Annotated in this window: 28 protein-coding genes and 1 tRNA gene; 21 read left to right on the top strand and 8 right to left on the bottom strand. The window is 61.3% G+C overall.

The window, feature by feature from the left end:
- Positions 1-102 precede the first annotated feature (102 nt).
- Entirely contained in the window at positions 103-462 is a 360-nt protein-coding gene (gene uraH / locus HJ536_RS01375) for a hydroxyisourate hydrolase (protein WP_177156418.1), read from the top strand.
- Here the strand turns inward: uraH and HJ536_RS01370 are convergent.
- Positions 447-1,364: a LysR family transcriptional regulator gene (locus tag HJ536_RS01370; RefSeq protein WP_177156417.1), complete on the bottom strand. Its 918-nt coding sequence runs from the start codon at positions 1,362-1,364 to the stop codon at positions 447-449. The genes uraH and HJ536_RS01370 overlap by 16 nt on opposite strands.
- Positions 1,365-1,475: 111 nt before the next feature.
- On the opposite strand from HJ536_RS01370, the gene HJ536_RS01365 reads away from it, so the two are divergent.
- On the top strand, positions 1,476-2,699 hold the full coding sequence (locus tag HJ536_RS01365; protein WP_177156416.1) for a urate hydroxylase PuuD: 1,224 nt from the start codon (positions 1,476-1,478) through the stop codon (positions 2,697-2,699).
- On the opposite strand, the gene HJ536_RS01360 is transcribed toward HJ536_RS01365, so the two are convergent.
- Positions 2,696-3,643 carry a zinc ABC transporter substrate-binding protein gene (locus HJ536_RS01360; RefSeq protein WP_177156415.1) on the bottom strand — a complete coding sequence of 316 codons (948 nt, stop codon included), beginning with the start codon at positions 3,641-3,643 and terminating at the stop codon, positions 2,696-2,698. The two genes, HJ536_RS01365 and HJ536_RS01360, sit on opposite strands and share 4 nt — an antisense overlap.
- A gap of 72 nt (positions 3,644-3,715) precedes the next feature.
- Between HJ536_RS01360 and HJ536_RS01355 the strand changes: the two genes are divergently transcribed.
- From HJ536_RS01355 to HJ536_RS01345, 3 genes are read left to right on the top strand one after another with little or no spacing between them, the layout of a single operon-like run.
- A complete protein-coding gene (locus tag HJ536_RS01355; RefSeq protein WP_177156414.1) occupies positions 3,716-4,207 on the top strand; it encodes a Fur family transcriptional regulator in 492 nt (163 codons plus the stop codon).
- Entirely contained in the window at positions 4,201-4,929 is a 729-nt protein-coding gene (locus HJ536_RS01350; protein WP_176852811.1) for a metal ABC transporter ATP-binding protein, read from the top strand. The genes HJ536_RS01355 and HJ536_RS01350 overlap by 7 nt, the downstream gene beginning before the upstream one ends.
- Positions 4,922-5,710 carry a metal ABC transporter permease gene (locus tag HJ536_RS01345; RefSeq protein ID WP_177156413.1) on the top strand — a complete coding sequence of 263 codons (789 nt, stop codon included), beginning with the start codon at positions 4,922-4,924 and terminating at the stop codon, positions 5,708-5,710. The genes HJ536_RS01350 and HJ536_RS01345 overlap by 8 nt, the downstream gene beginning before the upstream one ends.
- Positions 5,711-5,740: 30 nt before the next feature.
- Here HJ536_RS01345 and HJ536_RS01340 read toward each other — a convergent pair whose 3' ends face one another.
- The 3 genes from HJ536_RS01340 to HJ536_RS01330 form a co-directional block, all read right to left on the bottom strand.
- The gene (locus tag HJ536_RS01340; protein WP_177156412.1) at positions 5,741-6,055 is read right to left on the bottom strand and encodes an H-NS histone family protein; all 315 of its coding nucleotides are present in this window, start codon (positions 6,053-6,055) and stop codon (positions 5,741-5,743) included.
- 615 nt (positions 6,056-6,670) lie between these two features.
- Positions 6,671-6,746: transfer RNA gene (locus tag HJ536_RS01335), tRNA-Ala, on the bottom strand.
- A 93-nt stretch (positions 6,747-6,839) separates the two neighbouring features.
- Positions 6,840-7,163, bottom strand: coding sequence for a TIGR02300 family protein (locus HJ536_RS01330; protein WP_177156411.1), 324 nt, complete (start codon positions 7,161-7,163; stop codon positions 6,840-6,842).
- Positions 7,164-7,268: 105 nt separating this feature from the next.
- Between HJ536_RS01330 and HJ536_RS01325 the strand changes: the two genes are divergently transcribed.
- Both HJ536_RS01325 and HJ536_RS01320 read left to right on the top strand, forming a co-directional pair.
- Positions 7,269-7,961: a M48 family metallopeptidase gene (locus tag HJ536_RS01325; RefSeq protein ID WP_177156410.1), complete on the top strand. Its 693-nt coding sequence runs from the start codon at positions 7,269-7,271 to the stop codon at positions 7,959-7,961.
- A gap of 32 nt (positions 7,962-7,993) precedes the next feature.
- Positions 7,994-8,653, top strand: coding sequence for a GntR family transcriptional regulator (locus HJ536_RS01320; protein ID WP_176852816.1), 660 nt, complete (start codon positions 7,994-7,996; stop codon positions 8,651-8,653).
- A 75-nt stretch (positions 8,654-8,728) separates the two neighbouring features.
- Here HJ536_RS01320 and HJ536_RS01315 read toward each other — a convergent pair whose 3' ends face one another.
- Entirely contained in the window at positions 8,729-9,691 is a 963-nt protein-coding gene (locus HJ536_RS01315; protein ID WP_177156409.1) for an acetyl-CoA carboxylase carboxyltransferase subunit alpha, read from the bottom strand.
- Positions 9,692-9,847: 156 nt separating this feature from the next.
- On the opposite strand from HJ536_RS01315, the gene HJ536_RS01310 reads away from it, so the two are divergent.
- A complete protein-coding gene (locus HJ536_RS01310) occupies positions 9,848-10,315 on the top strand; it encodes an AraC family transcriptional regulator (RefSeq protein WP_177156408.1) in 468 nt (155 codons plus the stop codon).
- An 88-nt stretch (positions 10,316-10,403) separates the two neighbouring features.
- On the opposite strand, the gene HJ536_RS01305 is transcribed toward HJ536_RS01310, so the two are convergent.
- Entirely contained in the window at positions 10,404-11,363 is a 960-nt protein-coding gene (locus HJ536_RS01305) for an L-malyl-CoA/beta-methylmalyl-CoA lyase (protein WP_176852819.1), read from the bottom strand.
- Positions 11,364-11,636: 273 nt separating this feature from the next.
- On the opposite strand from HJ536_RS01305, the gene dgcN reads away from it, so the two are divergent.
- The 5 genes from dgcN to HJ536_RS01280 all read left to right on the top strand — a co-directional run bounded on the left by dgcN (position 11,637) and on the right by HJ536_RS01280 (position 16,719).
- Complete coding sequence (dgcN, locus tag HJ536_RS01300) at positions 11,637-12,638, top strand: N-acetyltransferase DgcN (protein WP_177156407.1); 1,002 nt, start codon at positions 11,637-11,639, stop codon at positions 12,636-12,638.
- Between the two features lie 76 nt (positions 12,639-12,714).
- The gene (gene dgcA, locus HJ536_RS01295; RefSeq protein ID WP_177156406.1) at positions 12,715-13,680 is read left to right on the top strand and encodes an N-acetyl-D-Glu racemase DgcA; all 966 of its coding nucleotides are present in this window, start codon (positions 12,715-12,717) and stop codon (positions 13,678-13,680) included.
- A 32-nt stretch (positions 13,681-13,712) separates the two neighbouring features.
- On the top strand, positions 13,713-14,564 hold the full coding sequence (locus HJ536_RS01290) for a D-amino-acid transaminase (RefSeq protein ID WP_177156405.1): 852 nt from the start codon (positions 13,713-13,715) through the stop codon (positions 14,562-14,564).
- 128 nt (positions 14,565-14,692) lie between these two features.
- The gene (locus HJ536_RS01285; protein WP_177156404.1) at positions 14,693-16,156 is read left to right on the top strand and encodes an OmpA family protein; all 1,464 of its coding nucleotides are present in this window, start codon (positions 14,693-14,695) and stop codon (positions 16,154-16,156) included.
- The gene (locus tag HJ536_RS01280) at positions 16,153-16,719 is read left to right on the top strand and encodes a hypothetical protein (protein WP_176852824.1); all 567 of its coding nucleotides are present in this window, start codon (positions 16,153-16,155) and stop codon (positions 16,717-16,719) included. The genes HJ536_RS01285 and HJ536_RS01280 overlap by 4 nt, the downstream gene beginning before the upstream one ends.
- A 48-nt stretch (positions 16,720-16,767) precedes the next feature.
- Here the strand turns inward: HJ536_RS01280 and HJ536_RS01275 are convergent, their stop codons facing one another.
- Positions 16,768-17,070 (bottom strand): DUF1244 domain-containing protein, encoded by a 303-nt coding sequence (locus tag HJ536_RS01275; RefSeq protein WP_338081961.1) that lies wholly within the window; start codon positions 17,068-17,070, stop codon positions 16,768-16,770.
- A gap of 205 nt (positions 17,071-17,275) precedes the next feature.
- Between HJ536_RS01275 and pyk the strand changes: the two genes are divergently transcribed.
- From pyk to pheT, 8 genes are all read left to right on the top strand, one after another.
- Positions 17,276-18,733 carry a pyruvate kinase gene (gene pyk / locus HJ536_RS01270; protein ID WP_176852826.1) on the top strand — a complete coding sequence of 486 codons (1,458 nt, stop codon included), beginning with the start codon at positions 17,276-17,278 and terminating at the stop codon, positions 18,731-18,733.
- A gap of 35 nt (positions 18,734-18,768) precedes the next feature.
- Positions 18,769-18,999, top strand: a complete 231-nt coding sequence (locus tag HJ536_RS01265; protein WP_194245016.1) for a hypothetical protein — start codon at positions 18,769-18,771, stop codon at positions 18,997-18,999.
- A 116-nt stretch (positions 19,000-19,115) separates the two neighbouring features.
- Positions 19,116-19,316, top strand: a complete 201-nt coding sequence (gene rpmI / locus HJ536_RS01260; protein ID WP_106262681.1) for a 50S ribosomal protein L35 — start codon at positions 19,116-19,118, stop codon at positions 19,314-19,316.
- Between the two features lie 12 nt (positions 19,317-19,328).
- Positions 19,329-19,694 (top strand): 50S ribosomal protein L20, encoded by a 366-nt coding sequence (gene rplT / locus HJ536_RS01255; RefSeq protein WP_176852827.1) that lies wholly within the window; start codon positions 19,329-19,331, stop codon positions 19,692-19,694.
- A gap of 397 nt (positions 19,695-20,091) precedes the next feature.
- Positions 20,092-21,165, top strand: a complete 1,074-nt coding sequence (gene pheS / locus HJ536_RS01250) for a phenylalanine--tRNA ligase subunit alpha (protein ID WP_176852828.1) — start codon at positions 20,092-20,094, stop codon at positions 21,163-21,165.
- Between the two features lie 144 nt (positions 21,166-21,309).
- Positions 21,310-21,813, top strand: coding sequence for an ASCH domain-containing protein (locus HJ536_RS01245; RefSeq protein WP_177156403.1), 504 nt, complete (start codon positions 21,310-21,312; stop codon positions 21,811-21,813).
- On the top strand, positions 21,764-22,153 hold the full coding sequence (gloA2, locus tag HJ536_RS01240) for an SMU1112c/YaeR family gloxylase I-like metalloprotein (RefSeq protein ID WP_177156402.1): 390 nt from the start codon (positions 21,764-21,766) through the stop codon (positions 22,151-22,153). Before HJ536_RS01245 ends, gloA2 begins: the two co-directional genes overlap by 50 nt.
- A gap of 74 nt (positions 22,154-22,227) precedes the next feature.
- The gene (gene pheT / locus HJ536_RS01235; protein WP_177156401.1) at positions 22,228-24,624 is read left to right on the top strand and encodes a phenylalanine--tRNA ligase subunit beta; all 2,397 of its coding nucleotides are present in this window, start codon (positions 22,228-22,230) and stop codon (positions 24,622-24,624) included.
- The last annotated feature ends 249 nt before the right edge of the window (positions 24,625-24,873 follow it).

Raw genomic sequence — 24,873 nt, 5'->3', positions numbered from 1 at the left:
ATCAAAAATTATTTGAAACAGTTTTTAAGAGGGGTCCGCGTGCAAAGAGTGCCCATGTTCGCGGCAACCCCCTAGGATCAGTGCCAGCAAAAGGAGCAAACCATGGCTGACGGATATCTGACCACCCACGTTCTGGACACGGCAAAGGGCGTTCCGGCGCAGGGACTGACCATTGACCTTTTTCGGATCGAGGGCGAGGCGCGGGTGCATCTGGCGACCAAAGTGACCAATGACGATGGCCGCACCGATGGGCCGATCCTGCCTGCGGAGGAATTTGCGGTTGGCGTCTATGAGCTGGTGTTTCAGGCGGGCGCTTATCTGGATGCCAGCGGTGTGCCGCAAGAAGAGCCGCGTTTTCTGGACGTTGTGCCGATCCGCTTTGGCATCAGCGATGCAGAGTCGCACTATCACGTGCCGCTGCTGATCTCGCCCTTCGGGATGTCGACCTATCGCGGCAGCTGAGTGTCCAACGCCTCTTTGCAGCGGGCGACCATGAAGTCGCGGAACAGCTGCACCTTGGGGTCGCGGAAGCGGCGGCTGGGGGACAGGCACGCGAGTTGAGTCGCCATGGGCGGCGTGCGTTCGGCCACGGGGACCAGCGTGCCGCTGTTCAGGTGCTCGGCGACCTCGTAGACCGGCTTCATGATGATCCCGCAACCATCAAGTGCCCAATTCGTCAGCACATCCCCGTCGTCGGATTCCAGCGTGCCTGTGACTTCGAACCGGCGGGGGCCTTTGTCGGTTTGCAGGGTCCACTGGAATTCCTTGGCCCCCGGAAAGCGCAGGTTCAGGCAGTCGTGCCGATCCTCGACAAGGGCTTTGCCGTCCACTGGCATCCCGCGTTCCGCGATATAGGACGGCGCGGCGCACAACAGGCGGGGGATGTCGGTGATCACGCGGACCTTCAGGTCGCTGTCCGCAAGGGGGCCGATGTGAAAGGCCAGATCCAGCCCCTCGGTCGTGACATCAATCACGCGGTCCGACAGACGCAGGCGCACATCGATATCCGGATATTCTCGTTTAAACGCAGGGACATGGGGCGCAATCAGCCGACGCCCCAACCCCAAAGGCGCCGCCACAAAAACCGTCCCGCGGGGGGACTGGCTGCGCTCCATCACGGCGGCTTCGGCGCGGTCAATCGCTTCAATGATCTCGCAGGCACCGGTGTAGAAAACCTGCCCATGCTCGGTCGCGTGCAGTGCCCGCGTGGTCCGGTTGAACAGGCGCACCCCCAGATGCTTTTCCAGCTCGGCGATGCGGGCCGAGGCCACGGCGGCCGACACCCTCTGGTCCCGTGCAGCCGCCGACATGCTGCCCAATTCATAGACACGCACGAACATCCGGATGTTGTTCACATAGCTCATGGGGCCTTCCTGCGATTATCAGGCTTGATTTGAAAGTCCTGCACCGACTTTCCTGATTATCAAGGGAATAGCCCCTTGGCTATGATCACCTCGATAACAGGAGGTTTGCCTATGTATGATCTCGCCGCTATGGGCGCGTGGTTGGAATTTGCCGTTCGCTGGCTACATGTGATCACCGCGATCGCGTGGATCGGATCGTCGTTCTATTTCATCGCGCTGGACCTTGGCTTGCACCGTGACCGCAATCTGGCCAGCGGCGCGGATGGCGAGGAATGGCAAGTCCACGGGGGCGGATTTTATCATATCCAGAAGTACCTTGTGGCCCCCGACCAGATGCCCGGCGACCTGATCTGGTTCAAATGGGAGAGCTACGCGACCTGGCTGTCCGGCTTTGCCATGCTGTGGCTGGTCTACTATCTGGGCGCGGAATTTTACTTGATCGACCCGAATATCGCGGACCTTGCGCCGTGGCAGGCGATCCTTATTTCCATGGGCTCTTTGGGCTTTGGCTGGCTGGCCTATGACCGCATCTGTAAGACCAAATTCGGCGAGAATAACAACCGTCTGATGGTGTTGCTGTTTGTCATTCTGGTGGGCATGGCGTGGTTCTATACCCAAGTCTTCACCGGCCGCGCGGCGATGCTGCATCTGGGTGCGTTCACGGCGACCATCATGTCGGGGAACGTGTTCTTTATCATCATGCCGAACCAGCGGATCGTGATCGCTGACCTGATCGCGGGCCGCATTCCTGACGCGAAATACGGCAAAATCGCCAAGCAGCGCAGCACTCACAACAACTACCTGACTTTGCCGGTGGTGTTCCTGATGCTGTCGAACCACTACCCGCTGGCCTTTGGCACCCAGTATACATGGCTGATCGCTAGCCTCGTGTTCCTGATGGGCGTCACGATACGTCACTTCTTCAACACGATGCACGCCCGCAAAGGGACGCCTTATTGGACGTGGGCCGTGACTGCGGTCCTGTTCATCATCATCATGTGGCTGTCCACCGCGCCCATGTTCCAAGCCGACAAATCCGAAGAGGCGCAGGCCGGTCTGGTCCAGTTCGCGCAGGCCGAAGGTTGGGAAGAGGTGCACGACATCATCTTGGGGCGCTGCTCTATGTGCCACGCCGAGGAGCCCTTTTACGAGGGCATTCTCTGGGCCCCCAAAGGGGTCCGTCTGGACACCGAGGCGCAGATCGTTCGCAACGCCCGCGCCGTGTATTTGCAGGCGGGCCTGAGCCACGCCATGCCCCCCGCAAACCTGTCCTATATCGAGGATGAGGAGCGCGCGGCCATCGTGAAATGGTACGAGGCCGCGACCAAGGGTTAACCCTTTTGGCAGGTGGCGATGCTGTCTGCCATGCCACGGATCAGCGCCGGATACAGGTCCGGCCCCAACTCCAAAGCAGAGCCCATCGGGTCCAGAACGCCGGTGCGCAGGCCCAGATCATTGGTGATCTGCTGAACCATCGCTGGGTTGTGCTGCGGCTCGGCAAAGATGCAGGCCGCGCCCCGTTCCGCGATCACATCCCGCAGTTCGGACAGATGCGCCGCACTAGGCGCCGCCGCATCCCCAAGGGCAATCGCCCCCGCCACATCCACATCGAATCGCGCGGCGAAATGGCCGTAAGCATCGTGGAAAACCACAATCGGCTGCTCGTGATAGGGGGCGAGGGTGGCGACCACCTGATCCGATAGGGCCGTCAGGGTTTCGGACGCCAGCTTGGCATTCGCGGCATAGATCGCAGCCCCCTCGGGGTCGAGTTCGGTCAAATGATGCTCGATCGCATCCACCCAAATCCGCGCATTGCTGGGGTCGAGCCACGCATGGGGGTCATCGCCTGTATGGACGTGATTGTCGTGATCCTCAGCCTCGTGGTCTTCGTGCATGTGCTCTTGGTGGTCGTGGTCGTCATGCTCCCCCCCGCCAGCGTGATCCAAATAAGGGCGGTGGATGGTGTCCGCGACCTCAAGCAGTGCCAGATCATTGGCGTCTGTGCGCATGGATTGGCGGGCCTGATCCAGCCAGACAGTCATTTCCGGCCCCATCCAGATCACCGTATCCGCGTTCGCCAGATTGCGCGCCTGACTGGGGCGCAGCTGGAAATGGTGGGGATCAGCGCCCTGATCCATCAGCAAAACAGCCTCTCCACGGTCGCCCATCACCATAGACACCAAAGACTGAACAGGCGGTAAATCGGTGGCCACAGTCAGCGGCGCGGCATGGGCTGCACCGGCCAACAGCACGGATACCAAAGAAAAAGCGAGGCGCATGGGTTCTCCTTGAGGTCGTTCGGAGGGTCTCATATACTGTAACGTGATAATATAACAATAGTCAGGATTGCAATGTCCGACCCGTCGCCCGCTTTTCATGAACACAATCATGACACCTGCACCCATGACGTGCTGCATTACGCCGAACAGATGGTCGCCCGAGAGGGGCTGCGCCTGACCGCCGTGCGCCGCCGGACGCTGGAAATTCTGGTCTCCGAACACCGCGCGATGGGCGCCTATGAGGTGCTGGACCGGCTGGCTGCGGACGGCTTCGGGAACCAGCCACCCGTGGCCTATCGGGCGCTGGAATTCCTAGTGGAGCATGGGCTCGCGCATCGGATCAACCGACTGAACGCCTTTGCCGCCTGCATGCATCCCGGCGAGGCGCACAGCCCCTTGTTCCTGATCTGCCAGTCCTGCGAGGCAGTGGCCGAGGCCCCCGCAGCCCCCGTCCGCTCAGCGGTCGAGGTTGCGGCCAGCGCCCACGGTTTCGCCGTCGAGCGCGTGAATATCGAGGTTCTGGGCACCTGTCCGGCCTGCGCCAAAGGAGACAGCGCATGCTGATCACCGCCGAGGATATGTCGGTCACCCACGGTGCCGCAGCGGTGCTGCGCGACGTGAATTTCCAGATCGAAAAGGGCGAGATTGTCACCGTGATCGGCCCGAACGGATCGGGGAAATCGACGCTGATTCGCGCCCTGTTGGGGGTCCTGCCACCTTCGAGCGGGCGCATCCGCCGCGCCAAGGGATTACGCATCGGCTACGTGCCCCAAAAGCTGTCGATCGACGCCAGCCTGCCGATGACCGTCCGCCGCTTTCTGTCCCTGCCGGTGCGGATCAGCGACGACGTGGCGTTGCAGGCGCTAACCAGAACCGGAGTTGAAGGCCTAGCTGATCGCCAAATGGTTGATCTGTCTGGCGGGCAATTCCAGCGTGTGTTGTTGGCGCGGGCACTGCTGTCACGGCCCGATATCCTAATTCTGGATGAACCGACCCAAGGATTGGATCACCCCGGAATCAACGCCTTTTATGAATTGATCGAGCAAGTCCGTCAGGAAATCGGTTGTGCGGTTTTACTGGTTAGCCACGATTTGCATGTGGTGATGAGGGCCTCTGATCGGGTGATTTGCCTGAACGGCCACATTTGCTGTCAGGGCACCCCGAGCGTCGTTCGCAACGCGCCGGAATACCAAGCGCTGTTTGGTGTAAGTGACTCTAGTGCTTTGGCAATTTACGAACACCACCACGACCATATCCACGACGAAAACGGGTGCTGCCATGATTGATCAATTTATTTTGCGCGCTCTTTTGGCGGGGATTGGGGTCGCAATTGCTTCGGGGCCATTGGGCTGCTTTGTGGTCTGGCGGCGGATGGCCTATTTCGGGGATGCCACGGCCCATGCGGCTGTTTTGGGGGTCGCAATTGCGATGATCCTTGGAATGCCGCTGACCTTTGGTACACTGATCGTGGCATTGGGAATGGGCTTGGCCGTTTCAGCGATTGCCGCCCGAGGGCATGGAATGGATACCACCCTAGGGGTACTGTCCCATTCCGCTTTGGCCGTCGGATTGGTGGCGATCAGTTTTGTCCAAGGGGTGCGGGTCGACGTCTCAACCCTGCTATTCGGGGATATTCTCGCCGTTGGCGCATCTGATCTGGTGATTATTTACACAGGGGCGGCGCTGGTTTTGGCGCTTCTATTTTGGCGATGGCAATATTTGCTGACCTCTACCCTAAATCCCGAATTGGCAACCGCTGCCGGAATTTCGCCACGCCGTGAACAGCTATTGCTGACACTGGCATTAGCGCTGACCGTAGCCATTGCGATCAAGGTTGTGGGCGCATTGCTGATCTCGGCGATGTTGCTGTTGCCCTCGGCCAGCGCACGCTCGGTTTCCCGCACACCAGAGGCGATGGCTCTGATTGCGGTGGGTGTGGGCATTCTGGCCATGTGCGGCGGTCTGGCGGGCTCCTACTGGCTGGATACGCCGACGGGGCCGTCCATTGTCGCAACGGCAGCGGGCCTGTTCGTGGCCACGCTGCCGCTACGTAAGGTCTTTGGCTAAAAAGAAAGGCGCCCTTGGGCGCCTTTTCCATCAGATCTCCAGATCTTCCATCTGTTTGCCGGACTCGATGTGCTCGATCACCCACGCGGGCTTGCGGCCACGGCCGGTCCAGGTGACCGACGAATCTTCGGGGTGACGGTAGCGCGGTGGCGATTTGGCTGCAGCTGCTTTTTTCTTGCCATCCAGCAACTCTGCAAGTGAAAAGCCCATTGCGCGTGCTTCTGCTTCCAGTTTGGTGCGCGCTTCGGTGATGCGGCGGTCCTGGTATTCGTTGATTGCCTTATCAACGTCTTTCTGCAGTTTCTTGAGTTCGCTCAAGTCGAGAGAATTCAGATCGATATCCATTTTCTTAGTCCCCATCCGTTGTTGTACGGAAAACATTCTTAGAGTGTGAAAGCTGAATATAGGGAATATTGTCCTATTTCCAGAAAAAATAAATCCCTACTTTCAATTAAATTCCGACGGAGTCTTGGGCGTTGTGCGTATGACGCCTATTTTTCGCCGTTAACTCGCAAAACTATTTATAGGCAATCCAATAAAATAAGGCTGTTGCTGGGGTCTTTGCCGAACTTAACAGTCGTCATACCAGCGTTTTCCGAAATTCACATCTGCACGAGATGTTTTCGAGCTTTCTATGGGAAAAGGTTTTGCGTGGATGAAGCGGCGCAAAATGGCCGATCCGTTAGGGTAGACCGCGTAACCGGATAGCTTGGGTTTAACCAGTGGTTCAAATCCATTGCGCACACGCAGAAAAAAACAGCCCCTCGGGCCTGAAATGCTTGCGCGCAAGGCATGGGTCAGACCGGCCAACGCATTTTATCTGAACTGAAACAGGGATGAACAGAATATCAGGGGGGTATTTAAGCGGCCCGATCAACCTGCCCGGAAAACCATACGGGATAAACAAGCCGAACGGCATTCACCCGCAGGTGAAAGAAATCATCAATTGTTTTGAGGATTTGGTGGAGCCAAGGGGGATCGAACCCCTGACCTCTTGCATGCCATGCAAGCGCTCTCCCAGCTGAGCTATGGCCCCATTCAGGTGCACCGTGCGGTGCGTGTTGCGCTAATTAGAGAGGCGTGCGGGGGAGTGCAAGCGCAAAAAAACACGCCCCCGCAATTTTTTATATTATTCGTCGTCGTCCGCAGCGACATCAGCCAGATCGTCGAGCGAGACGTTATCGTCATCCTCGTCGTCGAGCAGATCATCATCCAGATCCATGTCGCTGGTGTCGTCGTCATCATCGAGAACCACATCATCCTCGTCGTCGATCGACTTGGCCTTCAGCTTGCGGGCCTCGGCATCTTCATTGATGAACGAGTTACGCTTGGCTGTTTCGATGTTCACGATCTCGCCGGTGTAGGGGCTGACGATCGGGTTCTTGTTCAGGTCGTAGAAGCGTTTGCCGGTGGTCGGGCATACGCGCTTTACGCCCCATTCTTCTTTGGGCATGAAAGATCCCTTTCGCTGGTCTGATGCTTGCAGGCGGTCGAAGACCCCTGCCATAAGGTCGAACGGGTGTCAAAGGCTAATAAAGACACCACTTGGAGCGCGCATATGGGACAACATATCCTTTCTGGCAACCCCCCAGTGCCCGTCGTTCTGCGCAGATCTGCGCGAGCGCGGCGTTTTACCCTGCGGGTGTCGCGGCTGGACGGACGTGTCACCCTGACTTTGCCCTCCTCCGCGTCCGAGCGCGAGGGCATGGCCTTTGTCCGCGAGAAAGAAGGCTGGATCCGCAAACAGCTGTCCGAACACGTGCCCTTGCAGGGAATCGAGATTGGCAGCGTTATCCCGTTCGAGGGGCGTCCCCGCCGCTTGACCGCCATCGACGGCGCCCGCGTGATCCTGAGCGATAACGAGATCGGCCTGCCGCGGGGCGGGGCCAATGCGGGGGCGCGGCTCAAGGGGTTTCTTCGGGAAAAGGCCCGGTCCCGCTTCGCCGAAGCAGCCCATCACTATGCAGGTCGGCTGGACAGGGCCTATAGCGCGATCCTGCTCAAAGACACCCGGTCGCGCTGGGGGTCGTGCACCCATGACGGCAAGCTCATGTTCTCTTGGCGGCTGATCATGGCGCCACGCGATGTGCTGGATTACGTCGCCGCCCACGAGGTTGCGCACCTTCAGCACATGGATCACTCGCCGGCCTTCTGGGCCACGGTCGAGCGCATCTATGGCCCCTGTGCCGATCAGCGCGAATGGCTGCGGCGTGATGGCGCAAAATTGCACGCCATACGCTTCGAGGATTGACCTGCGCGAAATTTGTGATCACATCGCAGGTCATGTTGACGCCATCTTCCAGAACCCCCGAGTCCGGCACCCCCTTGGCTGCCCACGACCGCACATACCGGATGCTCCGGACCCGAATCATGCACGGAGAGCTGCGCCCCGGCGAAGCCCTGACCCTGCGCGGGATCGGCAAGGAATTCGGCGTTTCGATGACCCCCGCCCGAGAGGCCCTGCGCCGCCTAGTTGCCGAAGGGGCCCTGACCCTGAGCGCCTCGGGTCGTGTGGCGACCCCCGAGCTGTCCAACGACCGGATCGAGGAACTGGCCGCCCTGCGTGCCCTTCTGGAGGTCGAGCTGGCCTCCCGTGCGTTGCCGCGGGCCCATATGGCGCTGATTGACCGGCTGGAAAGCATCCACGCCAACGTCAGTCTGAGCGTCAAGAAACACGATGCGGTCGGCTATATCCGCACGAACTTGGAGTTCCACCGGACGCTCTATCTGCGCGCCCAAGCACCCGCGATGCTGGCGATGACGGAAACGGTCTGGCTGCAACTGGGGCCGACCATGCGGGCGCTTTATGGGCGACTGAACCGGACCGAGCCGCCGATCCACCACCGCCATATTATTGCGGCGCTAAAGGCCGGGGACGAGCCGGGCTTGCGGCTGGCGGTCCGGTCCGATGTGACCCACGGCCTGCGCCTCTTGGCCAGCTGAGGCGCAAAGAAAAAGCGGAGGCGCTGCCTCCGCTTTTGTTTTGGGTATTTTTACCAAGATGAAGGGGAGGGCGGTTTACGCCGCCAGACCCTTGGACCCCATGTCGAGGAATTTCTTGCGGCGCTTGGCAACCAGATCTTTGGACTTCAGATCCTTGAGGTCGCCGAGCATTTGTTCGATGCAGCGGCCAACCGACGCGATGGTGTGCTTGCGGTCGCGGTGTGCGCCGCCCATGGGCTCGGTGATGATGCGGTCGCAGATGCCCAGTTTGTAGAGGTCCTGAGCGGTCAGGCGCAGCGCTTCGGCGGCTTCGCGCATCTTCTCGGCGTCCTTCCACAGGATCGAGGCGCAGCCTTCGGGCGAAATGACCGAGTAGACCGAGTGTTCCAACATCGCGACGCGGTCTGCGGTGGCAAACGCCACTGCGCCGCCGGAGCCGCCTTCGCCGATCACGACCGACACAATCGGCACACCGATCTGCAGGCATTTCTCGGTCGAGCGGGCGATCGCTTCGGACTGTCCGCGCTCTTCTGCGCCTTTGCCGGGATAGGCACCGGGGGTGTCGACCAGCGTCACCACGGGCATGTTGAACTTGTGCGCCAGTTCCATCAGGCGAATCGCCTTGCGGTAGCCTTCGGGGCGGGCCATGCCAAAGTTCCGCTCGATGCGGGTTTTGGTGTCGTGACCCTTTTCCTGACCGATGACGACCACGGGAATGCCGTTGAAACGCGCCATGCCGCCCATGACCGCGTGGTCATCGGCAAAGTTCCGGTCACCGGCCAGCGGGGTGAATTCGGTGAACAGGGCGTCGATATAGTCCTGACAATGCGGGCGGTTGGGATGCCGCGCGACCTGACATTTGCGCCAGGGGGTCAGGCTGGAATACAGGTCCTTGAGCAGGGTTTCCGCCTTGCGGTCCAGTGCCTTGGCCTCGTCTTCGACGTCCATCTCCTCGCTCTGGCGGGCGATAGCGCGCAGCTCTTCGGCCTTGCCTTCGATTTCTGCCAGCGGTTTTTCAAAGTCGAGATAATGGGTCATCCAACGCTCCTTTGCTTGACCGCTATATGGCGTCAGTCTGCCGCAGATGCAATCGGGATAGAGCAAAGAGCCAATTCGCCCTTGTTTTCGGGCGTCACGGCTCTGTTTCAGGGCTATGCTGACATCATAGAACACAGCTTTTCAGGGAGAAATTGCATGTACGATGTCCAGATTACCGAAAGGCCGACCCTGACACTGACCGGACTGCACCATCGCGGCCCCTATCCCGAAATGGGCAGCGTCTACCAAAAGGTGGCGGGCATCATCAGCGCCGCAAACCTCTGGCCGCAGATCAAGTGCGCGGTCGGCGTGGCGTGGGATAACCCCGAACTGGTGCCCGCCGCAGACCTGCGCAGCTTTGCGGGCCTTCTGGTTGACGAAGGGTTCACGGCGCCCGATGGCCTCGAAATTCTGCTGCTGCCGTCCGGCCCCCATGCCGAACTCCTTTACACCGGCCCGTACGAAGGTTTGCGCCCCGTCTACCAGTTCCTGATGGCCGAGTGGCTTCCCAAATCAGGCCGCACCCGCGCCGCTGCGCCCTCCTACGAGGTCTACCTGAACGACCCCACCACCACAGCTCCCGAGGAGTTGCAGACCCTGATCTGCGCGCCCCTCGCCAGCTAAAACGAAAAGGGGCTGCAGAAAACCCGCAGCCCCTTCATCTTGGTCCAAATACCCCCGGGGGTCCGGGGGCAGAGCCCCCGCCTTGGGATCAGCTGTTCGCGATCATTTCCGACTGGCGCACGATCACTTCGGCCTGCTTGATCGACGCGATGTCCACCAGACGGCCTTTGTAGACGGTTGCGCCTTCGCCGTTGGCCTTGGCCTGTTCCATCGCCGCCAGAATTTCGCGCGCTTCGGTTACAGCCGCTTCCGACGGGGTGAAGACTTCGTTCGCCAGTGCGATCTGCTTGGGGTGGATCGCCCACTTGCCAACCATGCCCAGGGTCGCCGAACGCAGCGCCTGTGCGCGGTAGCCTTCGTCATCGCTGAAGTCGCCGAACGGGCCGTCCACGGGCAGAACGCCATGGGTGCGGCACGCCGCAACGATCGCCGCCTGCGCCCAATGCCACGGATCCGACCAGTACTTCGCGCCTTCGCGCAGCATGTAGTAGTTTTCCTGAGTGCCGCCGATGCCGGTGGTCGCCATGCCCATCGACGCTGCAAAGTCTGCCGCGCCAAGGCTCATGGCCACCAGACGGGGCGACGAGGCCGCGATCTCTTCGACATGGGCGATGCCCGCAGCCGATTCGATGATGACTTCAAAGTTGATCTTCTTGGTGCGGCCCTTCGCGGTTTCGATCGCGGTGACCAGCGCGTCTACGGCGTAGATGTCAGCAGCGCAGCCCACTTTGGGGATCATGATCTGGTCCAGACGCTCGCCGGCCTGTTCCATCAGGTCGACCACATCGCGGTACCAGTAGGGGGTGTCCAGACCGTTGATCCGCACCGAAAGGGTCTTGTTGCCCCAATCCACGTCGCTGATCGCCGCGATGATGTTGGCACGGGCCGCGTCCTTGTCGGTGGGGGCCACCGAATCCTCGAGGTCGAGGTTGATTACGTCCGCGGCGCTGGCGGCCATTTTCTCGAACAGTGCGGGGCGCGAGCCGGGGCCGAACAGCTGGCAGCGGTTCGGGCGTGCGGGCGCTTGGGGCTGGATGCGAAAGCTCATCGGCTCTGCCTTTCGGTAATGATGTTTCAAATTGCTCGTCGGAATGGGTATTAAATTACCCGATCAATCGCAAGCCTCTTTTCGCAGATGCGGCATCACGCGGCACTGCAGCGGGTGGGTGCTTCGAACCCCGGAACATATGCAGAGAAAAAATTCGGCAAATGTCACAATTTTGCGAAGGAACTTCGCCGTTGCACGATTTGGGTCGCAAAATTCGTATGAAATCTTATCGCAGACCGATCATCCTGAACCCAAGCAAAAGGATGACCTGCCATGATCAAGACCCCCTATCTTCTGTTTTTGGGCGACGCGCCCGACCAGCTTGCTGCTAAAGTCGCACAGGGCATCAAGGACTGGCGCCCCGAGAATGCCGTAGGCCAGTTCCGTATGGAAGGCTGCAAGGCCGATCTGGGCCTGACCGACATGACTCTGGAAGAGGCCAAGGCCGCAGGTGCCAAAACCTTGGTCGTTGGTGTGGCGAACCGTGGCGGCATCATCAGCCCCGCGTGGAAAAAGGTTCTGGTCGCCGCGCTGGAAGAGGGCTTTGATCTGGCCTCCGGCCTGCACAACCTGCTGCGCGAGGAGCCCGATCTGGTCGCCGTGGCCGAAGCCTGCGGCCGCGAGCTGCACGATGTGCGCGTCCCCGAGGTCGACTACCCCATCGCGAACGGCAAGAAACGCACCGGCAAGCGCGTGCTGGCCGTGGGCACCGATTGCTCGGTCGGCAAGATGTACACCGCGCTGGCGCTGGACGAAGCGATGCGCCGCAAGGGGATGAAGAGCACCTTCCGCGCGACCGGTCAGACCGGCATCCTGATCACCGGCAACGGCGTGCCGCTGGACGCGGTGGTTGCGGACTTTATGGCGGGCGCGGTGGAATGGCTGACCCCCGACAACGACGCGGATCACTGGGACATCATCGAAGGGCAGGGCAGCCTGTTCCACGTGTCCTATTCGGGCGTGACTCTGGCGCTGATCCACGGCGGTCAGGCGGATGCGCTGGTTCTGTGCCACGAGCCGACCCGCACCCACTTGCGTGGCCTGCCCGAATACAGCGTGCCCACTCTACAGCAGCTGCGTGACATGGTTCTGCCGCTGGCGCAGGTGGCGAATGCGGACGTCAAGATCGTCGGAATTTCGGTCAACACCCAGCACATGGGCGATGCCGAGGCCGAAGCTTATCTGGCGGCGGTCGAGGCAGAGATGGGCTTGCCCGCGGTTGATCCCTATCGTCACAGCGCGGACCGTCTGGCAGACGCGCTTGCGGCACTGTAATCACTGACCTTTGACGGGCGTGCCCTGTGGGTGCGCCCGTTATTTTGAGTATTTAAAGCAAAAAGAAGGAGCGGGCATGTCCCTGATCGTTCGTCGCGAGAGCTTCCGTCTGGCTCAGGTGTTCACCATTTCCCGTGGCAGCCGGACCGAGGCCCATGTGATCTCGGTGGCGGTGACGCGGGATGGCGTGACCGGCTATGGCGAGTGTGTGCCCTACGCCCGCTATGGCGAGACCATGGACAGCGTGTCCCAGCAGATCGCAGGCCTGCCGCAGGACATTGATCGCAAGGCGCTTCAATTTGCCCTGCCCGCAGGTGCGGCGCGCAATGCGGTGGACTGCGCTCTGTGGGACTGGGAGGCCAAGAAGGCCCGCCGCCGCGTTTGGGACTTGGCCGGTGTGCCCGCGCCGGGGGCGGAGATCACCGCGTATACCTTGTCCTTGGCTTCGCCCGAAGAAATGGAAGAGCAGGCGCGCAAGAACGCGTTCCGGCCCCTGCTGAAGATCAAGCTAGGCACCCCCGAGGATATGCCCCGCCTTGAGGCCGTGCGCCGCGGTGCCCCCGAGGCCCGCATCATCGTCGATGCCAACGAGGGCTGGAGCGCACCGGTTTACGCCGAGCTTGCCCCCCATCTGGTGCGTCTGGGTGTTGAAATGGTCGAGCAGCCTTTGCCCGCAGGGGACGATGACGCGCTGATCGGTATGGATCGCCCTGTGCCCCTGTGCGCCGACGAAAGCTGCCATGACCGCGCCAGCCTGTCGAAACTGGTCGGCAAGTACGACATCATCAACATCAAGCTGGACAAGACCGGCGGCCTGACCGAGGCGCTGGCCCTGCGCAAAGCCGCCGAAGAGATGGGCTTTGGCATCATGGTCGGCTGCATGATCGGCAGCTCGCTTGCGATGGCCCCTGCGACAGTTGTGGCGCGGGGCGTGCAGGTGGTGGACCTTGACGCGCCGCTGCTTCTGGCCGAAGACCGTGACAACCCGCTGCACTACGATGCCGATGGTGTGCATCCGCCTGTGGCCGCTCTTTGGGGCTGATGGCCCCGCGACTGATTAGGAGAAGACCTGACATGACCCGCACCGTCTATGTAAACGGCGAATACCTGCCGGAAACCGAAGCCAAGGTTTCGATCTTTGACCGCGGTTTCCTGATGGCGGACGGCGTCTATGAGGTGACCACCGTTCTGGATGGCAAGCTGATCGATTTCGACGGTCACGCCAAGCGTCTGGCCCGCTCGCTGAACGAGCTGGAAATGAAGCACCCCGTCACCGAAGAAGAGCTGCTGGCGATCCACCGCAAGCTGGTCGAAGTGAACGAGGTCGAAGAAGGTCTGGTCTATCTGCAGGTGACCCGTGGCGCCGCCGACCGTGACTTTGCCTACCCCAAGGATGCAGAGCCCACTCTGGTTCTGTTCACCCAGAAAAAGCAGGCCGTGAACAGCCCCGCCGCGAAAACCGGTATCTCTGTGATTTCGCTGCCCGATATCCGTTGGGGCCGCCGCGACATCAAGACTGTCCAGTTGCTCTACCCCTCGATGGGCAAGATGGCGGCCAAGGCGCAGGGCGCTGACGACGCATGGCTGGTCGAGGACGGTTTCGTGACCGAAGGCACCTCGAACAACGCCTATATCGTCAAGGACGGCGTGATCATCACCCGTAACCTCGGCAACGAGATCCTGCACGGCATCACCCGCGCTGCGGTTCTGCGTTTCGCCGCCGAAGCCCAGATCAAGATCGAAGAGCGTCCCTTTACCATCGAAGAGGCCAAAGCGGCCGATGAGGCATTCGTGACCTCTGCGACCACCTTTGTTCTGCCGGTCACCAAAATCGACGGCGAAGCGGTCGGAACCGGTCAGGTTGGCCCCATCGCAGCCCGCCTGCGCGAAATTTATCTGGAAGAAAGCCGCAAAACCGCGATCTGATCCGGATCACTATGCCGAATGTTTACGCCTGTGTCCTGTAAAGGATGCAGGCGTTTTCGTATGAGTACTTGCGTTGATTCGCGCGTGGGGCCACAACGCCCCCGAAATTGATTTTGTGGAGGTTATTGATGCGCACGATTACGGGTGCGGTCATTTTGCTGGCAGGTGTTGGCGGATTGGGCTGGTGGGCTACCACGCATCAGGCCGGACTGATTGAGGGCAAGATTGCAGCCAGTGCCAAGGCGCTGGATGTGGTGCCGGTCCACAATGTGGACGTGCAGGTGTCGGGTCGGGACATTACCCTGACCGGCACGGTCGATGGCCCCGCCGAGGCGGAAACCCTGCTGGCCGCCTATAACAGCATCCCCGGTCTGCGCGAGGTTCGCGCCGATTGGACGGTTCTGCCGCAGATCGCGCCCTTTGATATGGGTGCGCGCTGGCAGGATGGTGCCTTTGTCGCCGAAGGGCACGTGCCCTCGGACGCGGTGCGCGCACAGCTTCAGGAAACACTGGGGGCAGGGGCCGCAGCCTTGGCCCTTGGGGCCGGTGCGCCCGAAGGTTGGGGGGACGCTGCCCTGACTGGTTTGCACGCCACCCGCCTCTTGCAAGAGGGCGAGCTGCGCATCGAAGGGCGCCAGCTGACCCTGACCGGCATCGCCTCTACCCCCGAAGCGGGCGCCGCGATCGAGGCTGCTTTGGTCAAACTGCCCCAAGGGTATCAGCAGAAGCTGACCCTCGATTATCTGGATGACGGCACGCCGCCCGAATATTCCGTGGTGTTCGACGCCAACACCGGCCTTCGCATCGATGGCAAGCTGCCCGCTGGCTTGACCGTTGAACAACTGGCGGGGGCGCTGAACTTTGTCGCCCATACCGGCGACGCGCGCACGGGCCTCTTGGGCACCGCTGACGGTCACACCGACCGCATTGCGCCCTTTGCCGAATGGCTGCCCGAGTTCGAGCACCTGACCCTGACCCGCAAGGGCGATGAGCTGGCCGTCACCGGCATGGTCGGTGCGGGCGTGGACGCGGAACTGGTCTCTGCCGCGCTGACCGAAGCTTTGGGTCAGCCGGTGTCCATGATGGTCAGCACCGCGAAACCCGCGGATGGCAGCCTGCGCACCAACGCCGCCACAGGGGCCAAGGAAACCGCGCGGGCAGGCTATTGGCTGCCGTTCGTGTCGTTCACCGCCACCCCCGAGAAATGCGCCGCCCACATGAACGAGGCTCTGTCGCGCAGCCCGATCACCTTTGTCACCGGCGAGGCGCGTCTCGATGCCAAGGCCGTGCGTGTGGTCAATGAAATGGCCTCTGTCGCCGCTCTGTGCGTGACCGAAGGCGCCCTGCGGGCCGAAATCGGCGGGCATACGGATTCGGTGGGCGATGCCGCCGCGAACCGTGCACTCAGCGAAGCCCGCGCCACCGCCGTCCGCGCCGCGCTGATTGCGCGCGGTGTCCTGACCGACCATCTGGTCGCCCGCGGCTTTGGCGAAACCGACCCGATTGAAACAAATGATACCGAAGAGGGCCGCGCCGCCAACCGGCGCACCACGGTCACGTGGTCTCCCTTTGTTGATGGAGTAAATGAATGATGTTCCAGAACTGGAATTTTCTGATTGCCGAGATGTGGGTGCTTCTGGCTCTGGCGGCTCTGGTCGGCTTGATCGCGGGTGCCTTTATTTTCGGACGCAAAAAATCGACCGAGGCCAGCTTCTCGCTCGATCAGTCGCTGGCGGCTGCGAAGAACGAACTGATGGGCCTGCGCAAACAGCTCGACGCCACTCAGGCACAGCTTTTCGCCCAAGAGGGCGAGCTGAACGACCTGCGCGCCATCGCGACCGCCGCTGGTGTGGGTGTGCCCATGGCCGGTGCCGGCGCGGGCGAGGAAACGCTGGCCGAAATGCCCGAGGATATGCCCGAGGAATATTCCCAGCTGATCCTGCAGCGGGACGAACGCATTGCCCTGCTGGAAGCGGACCTCGAGGATCTGCGCGCCGAACTGGAAACCGACGCCAGCAAGATCGAAGAGCGCTTCGAGGAAATGCTGGCCGAAGCGAACGCCCGCGACGAAGAAATCGAGCGCCTGACCGAGGCGCTTGCCGCCTACGAGGCCGCCACGGGCACCGACGACATGCCCCAGCAGGCCAACGGCTAAGAAAACAAAAGGCGCCGCAGGGAAACCTCGGCGCCTTTTTTGATGGGGTTAGCCAGCGTCTGCGGGCTTGTTGACCTCGAACGCGGCCAGCTGGTCGGCGTTCGCCTCGGTCTGGTGTTTCGCCTTCCACTCGTCATAGGGCATCCCGTAGACGGCAACGCGGCCCTCTTCTTTGGTCATCTCGATGCCACGGGCGGTCGCGGCCTCTTGGTACCAGCGCGACAGGCAGTTGCGGCAAAAGCCGGTCAGGTTCATCATATCGATGTTCTGCACGTCGGTGCGCTCGTTCAGGTGCTCCAGCAGGCGGCGGAATGCTGCGGCTTCCAGCTCTGTGCGGGTCTGTTCATCGATCTGTGACATGGGTGTGCTCCTCTTCCGGCAGGTGCTCCTTAGCTGGTCTGCCTGCGCCAATGGGTCAAGGGGCATCATTCCGATCTATCATGCATATTGCCGAAGCAAGCTGTTGCCCCAGCGTTCGTGTTAGGGCATAACGCGGCTGACGTTAGCGATAACATAGAACTTGCCGGTTTATACCGTTTAGGAGGAGGGCTGTAATATGAGACGCCACCGTAATGTGAAAATCGTGGCCACCCTTGGACCGGCCTCGAACGATTATGCGATGATCCGCAAGCTGCACGAGGCAGGCGCAGACGTGTTCCGTCTGAACATGAGCCACGGCAGCCACGAAGAGATTGCCGAGCGGCACAAGATCATCCGTCAGGTCGAAGAAGACCTGGGCAGCCCGATTGCCATTCTGGCAGACCTTCAGGGCCCCAAACTGCGTGTAGGTGTGTTTGCCAACGGCTCGGAGGAGTTGGTCGAAGGCGCAAAGTTCCGTCTGGATCTGGACACCACCGAAGGCACCATCGACCGCGTGTGCCTGCCGCACCCCGAAATTTTCGCCGCCCTCGAGCCGGGCGCGCACCTGCTGGTCAACGACGGCAAGATCCGTCTGCGCGTCGAAAGCTGCGACCGCGATTCGGCTGACTGCGAAGTCATCACCGGCGGCACCATCTCGAACCGCAAGGGCGTGAACGTCCCCGACGTGGTTCTGCCCCTTGCTGCGCTGTCCGAAAAAGACCGCGGCGATCTGGAACTGGCTTGTACGCTGGGTGTGGACTGGATCGCTCTGTCCTTTGTCCAGCGCGCCAAAGACGTGTGGGAAGCCCGCGAACTGGTGCAGGGCCGCGCCGCCGTTCTGTCCAAGATCGAGAAGCCCTCGGCCGTCAAATCCTTCGAGGAAATCCTCGATGCGTCCGACGGTATCATGGTGGCCCGCGGTGACCTTGGCGTCGAACTGCCCGTCCAGAACGTGCCCCCGATCCAGAAGCGCCTTGTCCGCAAGTGCCGCGCGGCTGCCAAGCCGGTGATCGTTGCGACCCAGATGCTGGAATCGATGATCGACAGCCCGATGCCCACCCGCGCCGAGGTGTCCGACGTTGCTACCGCCATCTACGAAGGCGCGGACGCGATCATGCTGTCGGCGGAATCTGCGGCGGGCCAGTACCCCGAGCAGGCCGTGAAAACCATGGACAACGTGGCTCGCGAAGTCGAAGGCGACGCAACCTGGCGCGAAGTTATCACCGCATCGCGTGGCGGCACCGCCCCCATGCGCGGCACCGGCATCGCCCACGGCATCGTGGCAGCGGCCCGCGAAATCGCGGAAACCGCGCAGATCAAAGCGATCTCGTGCTTCACCCAGACCGGCACCACCGCGCAGCTCACCTCGCGCGAGCGCCCCATGGTTCCGATCATCGCGCTGACCCCGCTCTTGCGCACCGCACGCCGTCTGGCGCTGTCCTGGGGCGTCCAGCCGATCAAGACCAACGAGGTCGACCGCTTCAAGATGGCGGTGGTCTCGGCGGTCCGCGCGGCCCGCTCCGAAGGCTACGCCACCGAGCAAGACCACATCGTGGTTACCGCGGGCGTTCCCTTCAATGTGACGGGCTCCACGAACATCCTGCGCGTCGCCCCTTGCGAAGAGCGTTTGATTTTTAACACCGATCCCGAATAAACACTTAAGCAACTTTTACAGTTGCGAGTGGGTAAATGGGAATCGATACAGATCTGGCACTGGTCGTAGGCGTCGTCGTTGGCGCCTTCGCCCTTCCTAGCATTGTCTCCGCGATGATCGACGGCCGTTCGCCCCGTGTGGCGATGGTGACGATCGTGATTTCCGGTGTCTCGCTGGTCTATGCGCTCAAGACGCAGCCGGGCGGGTACGAGTTGGGGGACGTCCCCCGCGCCTTTGCCGCCGTGATGGGGCGTTATATTCACTAAGAATCCCCCTTGCACCAAATCGGGCTCCCGTCTATACGGCGCCCTCTAACCGCGCGACCGGCCAATGTGGCATGCCGAGTCGCGTTCGGACCGAACCTGCATTGAAGGAGACGGAAATGCCCAAGATGAAGACAAAATCGAGCGCCAAGAAGCGCTTCAAAGTGACCGCCAACGGTCGTATCGTTTGCGGCCAGGCCGGCAAGCGTCACGGCATGATCAAACGGACCACCAAATTCATCCGTACCGCCCGTGGTACCACGACTCTCTCGGCTCCGGACGAGAAAATCGTGAAAAAATACATGCCCTACGCGCGCTAAGGAGAATACGGAATGTCCCGAGTCAAAGGTGGTACCGTCACCCACGCCCGTCACAAGAAGATCATCAAAGCGGCAAAAGGCTACTACGGCCGTCGCAAGAACACCTTCAAGGTTGCAGCACAGGCGGTCGACAAGGCCAACCAGTACGCAACCCGTGACCGTAAGGCGCGTAAGCGTAATTTCCGTGCACTGTGGATCCAGCGTATCAACGCAGCAGTCCGTGCACACGACGCAGCCCTGACCTATTCGGCCTTCATCAACGGCCTGAACAAGGCAGGTATCGCAGTCGACCGTAAGGTTCTGGCAGATCTGGCCGTACACGAGCCCGCAGCCTTCGGCGCGATCGTGGACCAGGCCAAAGGCGCTCTGGCAGCCTAATCTCGTTTCACGAGACTTCGGAATTGAATCGCGGGTCCTTCGGGCCCGCGTTTTTCGTTTGTGGAAACGGAGCGCCCGGAGGGCCAGTAGCTTGTTCTACTGGCGAATGTGGGATTTGAGTATTTTTAGCAAAAAGAAGTCAAAAATGCGCCCTGCCAGGTTGTGGCTTCCTTTTCGCAAAAGGCACAACTGACAGGGCGGCTTCTTCTTGCACGGTCATCGGCTCTCCAGCCTGTACCGTGACGTGAGTATTTCCAAGAATTATTAAAACTCTGTTAGCGCTTCTTTTTGCCTTAAATACTCAAGTCTCCACACCCCGAAGCCCTCGCAATTCTCTCCTAACTCTTGCGTCCCGTCCCGCTTGTGGTAGCAAGCGCCCAAAGCCAAGGAGGGTGTCATGGACGATCTGCGCGCGAAATATATCGAGGCCATCGCGGCCGCTGGCGACGAAGCCACCATCGAAGAGGTCCGCCTGGCCGCTGTTGGCAAAAAGGGCGAGATCAGCCTGAAAATGCGCGAGCTTGGCAAAATGACCCCCGAAGAGCGTCAGGTCGCGGGCCCCGCGCTGAATGCTCTGAAGGACGAGATCAACGCAGCCCTGACCGCCAAGAAGGCCGCTCTGGCCGATGCCGCGCTCGAGGAACGTCTGAAGGCTGAGTGGCTGGACGTGACTCTGCCGGTTCGCCCCCAGCGTCAGGGCTCGATCCACCCGATCAGCCAGGTGATGGAAGAAGTCACCGCGATCTTCGCCGACATGGGTTTCTCGGTGGCCGAAGGTCCGCAGATCGAGAGCGACTGGTATAACTTTGACGCGCTGAACATCCCCGGCCATCACCCCGCACGCGCCGAGATGGACACCTTCTACACGCACCGCGCCGAAGGCGACGATCGTCCGCCCCACGTGCTGCGCACTCACACCAGCCCCGTTCAGATCCGCCACATGGAAAAGAACGGCGCGCCCTGCCGCATCATCGCGCCCGGCCGTGTGTACCGTTCCGACTATGACCAGACCCACACCCCCATGTTCCACCAGATCGAAGGTCTGGCGATCGACAAGGACATCTCGATGGCCAACCTCAAGTGGGTGCTCGAGCAGTTCGCCGCCGCCTTCTTCGAGGTTGACGAGGTTGAGGTCCGTTTCCGCGCCTCGCACTTCCCCTTCACCGAACCTTCGGCCGAGATCGACTTCCGTTGCTCTTGGGTTGATGGCCAGCTGAAGCTGGGTGAGGGCGACGATTGGCTCGAAGCTGGCGGGTCCGGCATGGTCCACCCCAAGGTTCTGCAGGCCGCAGGGATCGACCCCGCGCTGTGGCAGGGCTTTGCGTTCGGTCTGGGGATCGACCGTCTGGCGATGCTGAAATACGGCATCCCCGATCTGCGCGCGTTCTTCGAATCTGACCTGCGCTGGCTGCGCCATTACGGCTTTGCTTCGCTGGATGTGCCCACCTTGCATGCGGGCCTTAGCCGGTAACATGTTAGTAACGTAACGTCACTAAAGGGGTAGGGCACTAGGCCTTACCCTTTTTCATTTGCAGGGTTGGAAACCGGCACGGGATTTGCTGCGTTTGTCTCGAGAAGTGTTCGAGTGTTCAAGTGTTGGTGCATGGGGGAAATCATGCTGGACGACCTGAAGGCCAAGTATCGCGGCGCAACCACCTTTTCTTTCGGCAACGGGCCACGCATGGCCGACGACATTCTGGAGCTTGTGGTCCAGGGTCGCAAAACCGCCAGCTGCGGCGCGTTGCGAGACTATGACGGGGCCGCCCGTCTGCCCGTCGCAGGGCAATATTTCATCGTCAAAGACGGGCGCAGAAAGCCCGGCGCGGTGATCCGCGTGACCCAAGTCACCATCAACAGCGCCACCGAAGTGACCGAGGAGTTTGCCCTCGCCACCGGCGAATTTTCCAGCCGCGAAGAATGGTTCGACGATCTGGTCGCCTATTTTGGCGGGCACGAGGCTTGGACCGAAGACACCCCGCTGGTCTGCTGGCGCTTCGAACTGGTCGAGGTCTTGACGGACCGCTTCGGGATGGGCGACTTGGTGGCCTTGACCCAATCAGGAGCGCCCCGTGACCCTTTCGATTTCCGGCTTTCATCACATAGCCATCATCGCCAGTGATTATGTGCGGTCCAAGGCGTTTTACGTCGATATCCTTGGGGCCCGCATCATCGAGGAAACCTACCGCGAGGCCCGCGACAGCTGGAAGCTGGATCTGAAACTGGGCACCAGCCAGATCGAGCTTTTCAGCTTTCCGGATGCCCCCGCGCGCCCCAGCTACCCCGAGGCGCAGGGCCTGCGCCATCTGGCCTTTACCGTGCCGGACGTGCGCAGCGCCAAGCGCGCACTGGAAAATGCGGGCGTCACGGTCGAGGAAATCCGCACCGATTTCCTGACCGGCAAGCTCTTTACCTTCTTTGCCGATCCCGATGGTCTGCCGCTCGAGCTTTACGAGGCCTAAGACCCCTTTCCCCCTGCCGCCCCATGGGCTATGCCGTGCGTCGAATGAAACCTGACAAATAAAGGCGCGCGGCGATGAAGTTCACCCTGTCCTGGCTCAAGTCACACCTCGATACCTCGGCCACTCTGGACGAGATCCTCTATGCCCTGACCGATCTGGGCCTCGAGGTCGAAGGCGTTGAAAACCCTGCCGAGAAACTGGGTGCCTTTACCATCGGCAAGGTGCTGGCCGCCGAGAAGCACCCCGATGCGGACAAGCTGAACGTCTGCAAGGTCGCCACCGACGAGGGCGAGCTGCAAATCATCTGTGGCGCGCCGAACGCCCGCGCTGGCATCACCGTCGTGGTCGCCAAGCCCGGCACCTATGTTCCCGGCATCGACATCACCATCAACGTCGGCAAAATCCGTGGCATCGAAAGCTATGGCATGATGTGCTCCGAGCGCGAGATGGAGCTGTCGGACGAGCATAACGGCATCATCGAGCTGCCCTCGGGCGAGGTTGGTCAGAAGTTCACCGACTGGCTGGCGGAAAACGACCCCGCCAAGGTTGATCCCGTGATCGAGATCGCCATCACCCCCAACCGTCCCGACGCCCTTGGCGTGCGCGGCATCGCGCTGGATCTGGCGGCCCGCGGCCTTGGCACGCTGAAGCCCGCGCCCGTGACCCCCGTGGCTGGTACCTTCCCCAGCCCGATCACCGTCAGCATTGACGATGACGCGCTGGCCGGTTGCCCCGTGTTCTACGGCCGCGTCATCAAAGGCGTGAAAAACGGCCCCTCGCCGGAATGGCTGCAAACCCAGCTGCGGGCGATTGGCCTGCGTCCGATTTCGGCTCTGGTAGATATCACCAACTTCTTCACCTATGACCGCAACCGCCCGCTGCACGTGTTTGACGCGGACAAAGTTGCTGGCAACCTGCGCGTTCACGCGGCTCAGGGCGGCGAGACGCTGGTGGCTCTGGACGACAAAGAATACACCATGCAGCCCGGCATGACCGTGATCAGCGACGACAACGGCGTTGAATCCATCGCGGGCGTCATGGGCGGCTTGCACTCGGGCTGCACCGACGAGACCACGAATGTCTTCCTCGAGGCTGCGTTCTTTGACACCGTCCGCACCGCGCTGACCGGCCGTGGTCTGAAGATCAACTCCGACGCCCGCTACCGTTTCGAGCGCGGCATCGATCCCGCTTGGACCCCCGAAGGCCTTGAGGCCGCGACCCAGATGATCCTTGATCTCTGCGGCGGCGAGGCGTCCGAAGTGGTCATGGCTGGCGCACTGCCCGACCATTCCCGCGCCTACAAACTGGATACCGAGCGGTGCCAGAGCCTTGTCGGCATGGAAATCCCCGCCGAAACCCAGCGCGCCACCCTCGAAGCCCTTGGCTTCGTCATGGAAGGCGACATGGCCCACGTTCCCAGCTGGCGTCCCGACGTTCTGGGAGAGGCCGATCTGGTCGAAGAAGTCGCCCGCATCGCCTCGCTGACCAAGCTGGTCGGCAAGCCGCTGCGCCGCACTTCGGACGAGCTGCCCAAGCAGATCCTGACCCCGATGCAAAAGCGCGAAAGCATCGGTCGCCGCACCGCTGCCAGCCTCGGCTACAACGAATGCGTGACCTACAGCTTCATCGACGGCAAGCAGGCGGCTCTGTTCGGCGGCGGCACCGATGCCACCCGTCTGGAAAACCCGATCTCCTCGGAAATGAGCCACATGCGCCCCGACCTGCTGCCCGGCCTCTTGGCTGCGGCCAGCCGGAACCAAGCACGCGGCTTCGGCGATCTGGCCCTGTTTGAATGCGGCCCTGCCTTCCACGGCGGCGAGCCCGGCGAGCAGCACACTCAGATCACCGGCGTTCTGATCGGCCGCACCGGCCCCAAGAACACCCACGGGTCCTCGCGCCCCGTTGACGTGTTCGACGCCAAAGCGGACGTAGAGGCGATCCTGTCGGCCATCGGCGCCCCCGCCAAGGTCCAGATCATGCGCGACACCGCCGAATGGTTCCACCCGGGCCGTTCGGGCCGCATCTGCCTTGGTCCCAAGAAAACTCTCGCGGTCTTTGGCGAACTGCACCCCAAAGTGCTGGACGCGATGGATGTCAAAGGCCCCGCCGTGGCCTTCACCATCTGGCCCGCCGAAATCCCGCTGCCCCGCAAGGCCGCAACCACCCGCCCTGCGCTCAAGGTCAGCGACCTGCAGGCGGTCGAGCGTGACTTCGCCTTCGTCGTCGATGCGAACGTTGAGGCTCTGACGCTGGTGAACGCAGCGGCAGGCGCCGACAAGGCCCTGATCGAAGAGGTCCGCGTGTTCGACGAATTCATCGGCGGCTCGCTGGGAGAAGGCAAGAAGAGCCTTGCCATCACCGTGCGCCTGCAGCCGACCGAAGCGACCCTGAACGACAAGGATCTGGAAGCGATCAGCGCCAAGATCATCGAAAAGGTCCAGAAAGCCACCGGAGCAACTCTGCGCGGCTAACGCGCAGACCCTCTGCAAAAACGAAAAAGCCGCCTGAAGGGGCGGCTTTTTTCGTGTGGGTCACGCGGTGTTTTTAAATTTCCTGAACGTGGCAAATCGCAAACCGTTCTCCCCAAGGGAGAGTGCGTGCGTTACGGGACTGTTACGCGTGAGACTGTGTATGGGAAAGTATAGCGAAGATAATAACTGGGGCTCCCAATTCCAACCACCACTCACGAAGTCAGAGGAGCCCCAGTGAAACGTACTAAA

The organism is Donghicola mangrovi (assembly GCF_013377535.1).
In the GTDB taxonomy this organism is placed as follows: Bacteria; Pseudomonadota; Alphaproteobacteria; order Rhodobacterales; family Rhodobacteraceae; genus Donghicola; species Donghicola mangrovi.
The sequence above is the reverse complement of the archived record's forward strand: the minus strand, read 5'-3'. Positions and strand labels throughout refer to the sequence as shown.

What these genes read in the sequence shown, in the direction of transcription:
- uraH (WP_177156418.1), top strand. Translation starts at nt 103, where the DNA reads ATGGCTGACGGATATCTGACCACCCACGTTCTGGACACGGCAAAGGGC.
- HJ536_RS01370 (WP_177156417.1), bottom strand. Translation starts at nt 1,364, where the DNA reads ATGAGCTATGTGAACAACATCCGGATGTTCGTGCGTGTCTATGAATTG.
- HJ536_RS01365 (WP_177156416.1), top strand. Translation starts at nt 1,476, where the DNA reads ATGTATGATCTCGCCGCTATGGGCGCGTGGTTGGAATTTGCCGTTCGC.
- HJ536_RS01360 (WP_177156415.1), bottom strand. Translation starts at nt 3,643, where the DNA reads ATGCGCCTCGCTTTTTCTTTGGTATCCGTGCTGTTGGCCGGTGCAGCC.
- HJ536_RS01355 (WP_177156414.1), top strand. Translation starts at nt 3,716, where the DNA reads ATGTCCGACCCGTCGCCCGCTTTTCATGAACACAATCATGACACCTGC.
- HJ536_RS01350 (WP_176852811.1), top strand. Translation starts at nt 4,201, where the DNA reads ATGCTGATCACCGCCGAGGATATGTCGGTCACCCACGGTGCCGCAGCG.
- HJ536_RS01345 (WP_177156413.1), top strand. Translation starts at nt 4,922, where the DNA reads ATGATTGATCAATTTATTTTGCGCGCTCTTTTGGCGGGGATTGGGGTC.
- HJ536_RS01340 (WP_177156412.1), bottom strand. Translation starts at nt 6,055, where the DNA reads ATGGATATCGATCTGAATTCTCTCGACTTGAGCGAACTCAAGAAACTG.
- HJ536_RS01330 (WP_177156411.1), bottom strand. Translation starts at nt 7,163, where the DNA reads ATGCCCAAAGAAGAATGGGGCGTAAAGCGCGTATGCCCGACCACCGGC.
- HJ536_RS01325 (WP_177156410.1), top strand. Translation starts at nt 7,269, where the DNA reads ATGGGACAACATATCCTTTCTGGCAACCCCCCAGTGCCCGTCGTTCTG.
- HJ536_RS01320 (WP_176852816.1), top strand. Translation starts at nt 7,994, where the DNA reads ATGTTGACGCCATCTTCCAGAACCCCCGAGTCCGGCACCCCCTTGGCT.
- HJ536_RS01315 (WP_177156409.1), bottom strand. Translation starts at nt 9,691, where the DNA reads ATGACCCATTATCTCGACTTTGAAAAACCGCTGGCAGAAATCGAAGGC.
- HJ536_RS01310 (WP_177156408.1), top strand. Translation starts at nt 9,848, where the DNA reads ATGTACGATGTCCAGATTACCGAAAGGCCGACCCTGACACTGACCGGA.
- HJ536_RS01305 (WP_176852819.1), bottom strand. Translation starts at nt 11,363, where the DNA reads ATGAGCTTTCGCATCCAGCCCCAAGCGCCCGCACGCCCGAACCGCTGC.
- dgcN (WP_177156407.1), top strand. Translation starts at nt 11,637, where the DNA reads ATGATCAAGACCCCCTATCTTCTGTTTTTGGGCGACGCGCCCGACCAG.
- dgcA (WP_177156406.1), top strand. Translation starts at nt 12,715, where the DNA reads ATGTCCCTGATCGTTCGTCGCGAGAGCTTCCGTCTGGCTCAGGTGTTC.
- HJ536_RS01290 (WP_177156405.1), top strand. Translation starts at nt 13,713, where the DNA reads ATGACCCGCACCGTCTATGTAAACGGCGAATACCTGCCGGAAACCGAA.
- HJ536_RS01285 (WP_177156404.1), top strand. Translation starts at nt 14,693, where the DNA reads ATGCGCACGATTACGGGTGCGGTCATTTTGCTGGCAGGTGTTGGCGGA.
- HJ536_RS01280 (WP_176852824.1), top strand. Translation starts at nt 16,153, where the DNA reads ATGATGTTCCAGAACTGGAATTTTCTGATTGCCGAGATGTGGGTGCTT.
- pyk (WP_176852826.1), top strand. Translation starts at nt 17,276, where the DNA reads ATGAGACGCCACCGTAATGTGAAAATCGTGGCCACCCTTGGACCGGCC.
- HJ536_RS01265 (WP_194245016.1), top strand. Translation starts at nt 18,769, where the DNA reads ATGGGAATCGATACAGATCTGGCACTGGTCGTAGGCGTCGTCGTTGGC.
- rpmI (WP_106262681.1), top strand. Translation starts at nt 19,116, where the DNA reads ATGCCCAAGATGAAGACAAAATCGAGCGCCAAGAAGCGCTTCAAAGTG.
- rplT (WP_176852827.1), top strand. Translation starts at nt 19,329, where the DNA reads ATGTCCCGAGTCAAAGGTGGTACCGTCACCCACGCCCGTCACAAGAAG.
- pheS (WP_176852828.1), top strand. Translation starts at nt 20,092, where the DNA reads ATGGACGATCTGCGCGCGAAATATATCGAGGCCATCGCGGCCGCTGGC.
- HJ536_RS01245 (WP_177156403.1), top strand. Translation starts at nt 21,310, where the DNA reads ATGCTGGACGACCTGAAGGCCAAGTATCGCGGCGCAACCACCTTTTCT.
- pheT (WP_177156401.1), top strand. Translation starts at nt 22,228, where the DNA reads ATGAAGTTCACCCTGTCCTGGCTCAAGTCACACCTCGATACCTCGGCC.